At 73.6% G+C, this 5,387-nt stretch carries 5 protein-coding genes; 3 read left to right on the top strand and 2 right to left on the bottom strand.

Going from position 1 to position 5,387, the window contains the following annotated elements; translation table 11 throughout:
* Both MR1_RS09085 and MR1_RS09090 read left to right on the top strand, forming a co-directional pair.
* On the top strand, window positions 1–471 hold a 471-nt coding region (locus MR1_RS09085), incomplete at its 5' end, for a 5-oxoprolinase subunit C family protein (RefSeq protein WP_169797672.1).
* On the top strand, window positions 468–2,186 hold the full coding sequence (locus MR1_RS09090; protein WP_067245253.1) for an acetyl/propionyl/methylcrotonyl-CoA carboxylase subunit alpha: 1,719 nt from the start codon (window positions 468–470) through the stop codon (window positions 2,184–2,186). The genes MR1_RS09085 and MR1_RS09090, both read left to right, overlap by 4 nt.
* A 61-nt stretch (window positions 2,187–2,247) precedes the next feature.
* Here MR1_RS09090 and MR1_RS09095 read toward each other — a convergent pair whose 3' ends face one another.
* Both MR1_RS09095 and MR1_RS09100 read right to left on the bottom strand, forming a co-directional pair.
* Window positions 2,248–3,297, bottom strand: coding sequence for a hypothetical protein (locus MR1_RS09095; RefSeq protein WP_067245256.1), 1,050 nt, complete (start codon window positions 3,295–3,297; stop codon window positions 2,248–2,250).
* Window positions 3,294–4,169: a DUF1266 domain-containing protein gene (locus tag MR1_RS09100; protein WP_067245258.1), complete on the bottom strand. Its 876-nt coding sequence runs from the start codon at window positions 4,167–4,169 to the stop codon at window positions 3,294–3,296. The genes MR1_RS09095 and MR1_RS09100 overlap by 4 nt, the downstream gene beginning before the upstream one ends.
* Window positions 4,170–4,277: 108 nt before the next feature.
* On the opposite strand from MR1_RS09100, the gene MR1_RS09105 reads away from it, so the two are divergent.
* Window positions 4,278–5,033 carry a TetR/AcrR family transcriptional regulator gene (locus MR1_RS09105; RefSeq protein WP_084344492.1) on the top strand — a complete coding sequence of 252 codons (756 nt, stop codon included), beginning with the start codon at window positions 4,278–4,280 and terminating at the stop codon, window positions 5,031–5,033.
* Window positions 5,034–5,387: the final 354 nt, after the last annotated feature.

The raw sequence follows: 5,387 nt of genomic DNA on the forward strand, positions 1-5,387 counted from the left end.
GGGGATGCGGTGCGGATCGGGGATCCCCGCCGCGCCCCGCACGCCGTGGATCCCGCGCCGGTGCCCCGGGCGCTCCCCGCCGCCGGCGAGGTCGTCGAGCTGGGCATCACCTGGGGTCCCCGTGACGACTGGTTCCGTCCCGACGCGCTCGACACGCTCCTCGGGCAGGAGTGGGAGGTCACGCCGCGGTCGGACCGCGTCGGCATCCGGCTGCGGGGCGCGGCCGCGCTCGAGCGCGCGGTGCCGGGGGAGCTTCCCAGCGAGGGCGCGGTGACCGGTGCGATCCAGGTCCCCCCGGACGGGCAGCCGGTCCTGTTCCTGCCGGACCACCCGCTCACCGGCGGCTACCCGATCATCGGGGCGGTCGTGGACCGCGATCTCGATCTCGCCGGGCAGCTGCCGCCCGGCGCCCGCATCCGCTTCCGCGCGGCGCCGCGCCGCGGCGCATCGTCCGAGGAGGACCCGTCATGAAGAAGATCCTGATCGCGAACCGCGGCGAGATCGCCGTGCGCGTCGTCCGCGCCTGCGCCGAGGCCGGGTACGCCTCGGTCGCCGTGTACGCCGACCAGGACGCCGATGCGATGCACGTGCGGCTCGCCGACGAGGCGGTGGGCCTGGGGGGCTCCTCCGCCGCGGAGACGTACCTGTCCGTGCCGGCGCTGCTGAGGGCCGCGGCCGACGCCGGCGCGGACGCCGTGCACCCCGGGTACGGCTTCCTGTCCGAGAGCGCCGCGTTCGCACGAGCGGTCGAGGACGCGGGGCTCACCTGGATCGGCCCGACGCCGGAGAGCATCGACGCGCTGGGGGACAAGATGACCGCCCGTCGCATCGCCGAGCGGGTGGGGGCGCCGCTGGCGGCGGGGACCGACCGGCCGTTACGGGGTCCGGCCGAGGCGGTGGCCTTCGCCGACGAGCACGGCCTTCCCATCGCGATCAAGGCCGCGTACGGCGGCGGGGGCCGGGGGCTCAAGGTGGTCCGGGACGCCGCGGAGGTGGCGGAGGCGTTCGAGGCGGCGACGCGCGAGGCGGTCGCCGCCTTCGGGCGCGGGGAGTGCTTCGTCGAGCGCTTCCTCGAATCGCCCCGCCACATCGAGGTGCAGGTGCTCGGCGACGGTCGAGGGACGGTGGTCGTGGTCGGCGACCGCGACTGCTCCCTGCAGCGTCGCAACCAGAAGCTCGTCGAGGAGGCTCCGGCGCCGGGGCTGTCCGACGCGCAGCGGGACCGGATCCACGAGGCCGCACGCCGGATCTGCGCGGAGGTCGCCTATCGCGGCGCGGGGACCGTCGAGTTCCTCCTCGCCGCGGACGGGACGATCTCGTTCCTGGAGGTCAACACGCGCCTGCAGGTCGAGCACCCCGTGACGGAGGCCGTGACGGGCGTCGATCTCGTCCGCGAGCAGTTCCGGATCGCCGAGGGCGACGGGCCCTCGTTCACCGAGACCCCGCTCTCCGAGGGGCACGCCTTTGAGTTCCGGATCAACGCCGAGGATCCCGGCCGCGGCTTCCTGCCGAGCCCCGCGCGGGTCGACCGGCTGCGGGTGCCCGGCGGGCCCGGCGTGCGCTGGGACGCCGGTGTGGAGGCGGGGGACACGATCCCTGCCGCCTTCGACTCCCTGATCGCCAAGCTCGTCGTGCACGCGCCCTCGCGGGACGCTGCTCTGGTCCGGGCCCGCCGCGCCCTGCGGGAGCTGGACATCGAGGGGCCGGCGACCGTGGTCCCGTTCGACCGGCTCGTCGTCGACGCCCCCGACTTCGCCACCGACGGATTCGGCGTGCACACGCAGTGGATCGAGACGGAGTTCCTCCCGCGGTCGGAGGCGCAGCAGCGTCCGGAGCCCGCCGAGGAGAGCGGGATGCGGCGGTTCGCCGTCGAGGTGGACGGCCGCCGGATCCGGGTCGGGATCCCCGAGGCGCTGCTCGCGGGCCTCGCCGGGGCGGCGGGTCCCGCGGAGTCCGGACCGATCCCGGGACCGGACCCCGCGCGACTGGCCGCCCCCGCGCCCGGCGTGCTCGTGCGCTGGCTCGTGGCCGACGGGGCCGAGGTCGCCGAGGGGGACCCGGTCGCCGTGCTGGACGCGATGAAGATGGAGACGACGGTCGTGGCGCACCGGGCGGGCGTCCTGCGTCGCGAGCTCCAGGAAGGGGACGCGGTCGCCGCGGACGAGGCCGTCGCCGTCATCGACTGACGTCCGAGGGCGCGGGAGGGGATCGCCGAGAAGTCTTCCCCTCCCGGTCCTGCCTGCGCGGTCAGCCCCCCAGGGACCGCAGCAGGTCTCCGCCGAACAGGGCGAAGGCCGTGACGCCGGCGGAGAGGATCACGACGCCCGTGGTGGCCGCGACCGCCATCAGGGAGATCCCCCGACCGCCCAGACGCTGCCCGCCGAGGCCGACCGCGACACCCGCCCGGGCCGCCAGGGCCCCGGCCGCGTCGTCACGGTAGCGGGCGGTGCGGTCGGCGAGGCGCCGGTGCAGCTCCTCGGCCATCTCGATCGTCCGACGCATGACGTCCGGCCGGTCGAAGCGGGTGCCGCCCGGAAGGTACACGTAGGCGCGGTCCTCGACGAGCTCCAGCTCCGCGCCGGAACCGAGATCCTGCACGCGCGCCATGAGGTCGGGGGTGAACACGTACAGCGCGTCCTGCTCGTAGCCCTCGGGGACCAGCAGGAGGAACGTCTTCGCGAAGTCGCCCTCCAGCTCCATCCGCGCTCCGCGCAGACCGAGCGTCGGCACGATGCTGCGACGCCGGTTGCGCAGCACGATGTGCGGCACCTTCGACGGCAGCGGCAGCTCCACGAACCCGAACGGGCGCTGCATGGTCGCGCCCTGGTCGCGCGTGCCGACGGAGTGGACCACCCCCAGCTCGAACGGGATCCGCGGATCGTCGGACGCGATCACGCCGCGCTCGACGGGGCGCGTGATCCGGGTGAACGCCGCGCCCCGGCGCCCGACGCGCTCCAGGGAGTCCGCGTACGCCCAGTCGTTCGTCCAGGCGAAGAGCGCCAGCTTCGCCCGCCGGGACAGGCCGACGGCGAACCAGACGAACCCGACGGCGCCCAGCAGGCCGTAGAACACGGCGAAGACGGCGATCAGGGGCGCCCGTTCGAGCAGACCGATCCGTCCGAGGCCCCACATCGCCGCGACGACCGCGGCCGTGAGCACGAGGACGCCGGTCAGGACGACGAAGAAGCGCCGGATCACAGGGATCCCCGCGATCCGCTCGTACCGCAGGATGGCCCCCAGTCCGGGAGAGCTCTCCAGGGCGGAGAGGTCGACCCGGATCGGCTCGGGTGGAGTCATCCGATCCGCCAGGGGAGGGCGGCCCAGGGTCCGTTGCGCTTGGCGGTCCCCGCCGCCCGGAAGTCCGGCCACCCGTCGCCGAGCTTCTCGAACGTCTTCTCGCCGAGCTTGCCGTCGCTCCAGTGCATCACGCGCCCGGTGATGTAGCTGAGCCCGAAGTCGGCCCAGGACGAGAAGGCCGGGCGGCCGGCGACGTTGATCCGATGGATGATCTCGCGCGCCTCGGCGACGTCAGCGAAGCCCAGGGCGACACCCCAGGTGGTGAGGGCCACGGCCTGCCCGAGGGCGTACCCGTCGAGGGTCCGCACGAAGACCTCGGGCGTCACGATGTCCTTGCCGACGAGCTTGCGGACCTGCTGCTCGATCTGCTCGATGGCGGCCACGAACGTGCGGGCGTCGCGCTTGTCGCCCCCCGCCTCGACGATCGCCGCCGTCCACTCGCGGCTCTTGGGCACGCGGCCCAGGCGCTGCGCGGTCTCGTCGCGGATGGCGAGGCAGGTGACCCACACGTCCCGGCGGCGCCGATCCGTGGTGAGCCGCTCGATGTTCGCCAGCCAGTCCTCCTGGCTGTGCAGCCCCCACTGGTCGACGAGGTGCTTCTTCTCGACGTCCGTGAGCGCCGAGGCGGTCGGGTCGTTCCACGGGCCGGACGGGAGGTTCGTGATCTGCAGGAATCCGAGGGCGATCTCGTTCGCCTCCCGGTCGTCGGTCGAGAACGCCTCGGACGGCTTGACCTTCGACGCGGGCAGCAGCCAGATCACGATGACGACCAGCAGGATCGCGCCGAGGATCGCGTACACCCACCATTGCCCGAAGAGCCACTGGATCAGGCTGCCGAGGTCGTTGAGGTCGAGGCGGGCGGTGCCGTGCATGCGGACTCCTAGCGAGGCTGGGGGCTCTCTTAGATTGAACGAATATTCAGTGAGTAACGTAGCGGGTACGTCCGCAATCCCGAAACGGATGGAGGGAGGCGCACCGGCATGGCACGTTCCGCCGAGCACAATCGCCGCGCCCGCGAGCGCTCGCGGCAGAGCATCATCGAGGCCGCGATCGACGTGTTCGCCGAGCGCGGGGTCGACGGTGCCACCATCTCCGACATCACCCGTCGCGCCGGGGTCGCGCAGGGCCTGGTCAACTACTACTTCGGCGGGAAGGACCAGCTCGTCGCCGCCGTCATCGATCTGTGGTTCGACGCTCTCGTCGGGATCGCGCGGGTGCGCGGCACCGCCGACGAGAGGCTGACCGCCGTGATCGACTCGGCGCTCGCGATGACCGCCGTCGCCCTGCCGCTGCAGCGGGTCGTCCTCGCGATCCAGCAGCAGCCGTCCACCCGGCGGATGTTCGCCGAGTCCGAGGCGCGTCACGCCGACGCGGTCACGGCCGCGGAGGACGCCGTGCGCGAGATCTTCCGGGAGCGCGGCGCCGCGGACCCCGCGGTGGAGGAGATCATGCTGCGGAGCCTCCTCGAGGGGATCCTCGGCAAGTGCATCGTGTACGGCGACTCGTATCCGCTCGAGTCCGCGCGCGGCTGGGTGCACCGCCTGTACGGCCTGCCCGAGCCGACGAGCCCGCTGCCGCTGGCGCTCCTTCCGCTCGGCGAGGGCGCCGGGGTCTCCGCGGCGACGATCCCGCCGTCGGAGTCGGAAGCAGCGGCTCCGGGTGCGGCGGGGTCGGATGCGGCGGCGTCGGCGGAATCCGGATCCGCGGACGAGCCGCGCCCGCGAACCGCCCCCTGACTCGCCCCGCCGTCATGTCGGGGGGCTCTGCGCGATGGCCTCGTCCGTCGCGCGGTCCCCCGCCGTCCTTCGGTCGGCTCCCGCCAGGCCTGATGCCGGCGCGTCGGACGAGGCCATCGCTCCGCTCGGCTCCGGGGTGGCTCCTTCTTCCGGTCGTTGAGCGAGGAGCGCAGCGACGAGACGAAACGCGCTCACCTGGGTCCGCGGTGTGGGTGCGGCCGCTGCGCGATGGCCTCCTCCGTCGCGCAGTCCCCCGCCGTCCTTCGGTCGGCTCCCGCCAGACCCGATGCCAGCGCGTCGGACGAGGCCATCGCTCCGCTCGGCTCCGGGGTGACTCCTTCCTCCGGTCGTTGA

Origin of the sequence: Microbacterium resistens NBRC 103078 (assembly GCF_001552355.1) — a bacterium.
GTDB lineage: Bacteria > Actinomycetota > Actinomycetes > Actinomycetales > Microbacteriaceae > Microbacterium > Microbacterium resistens.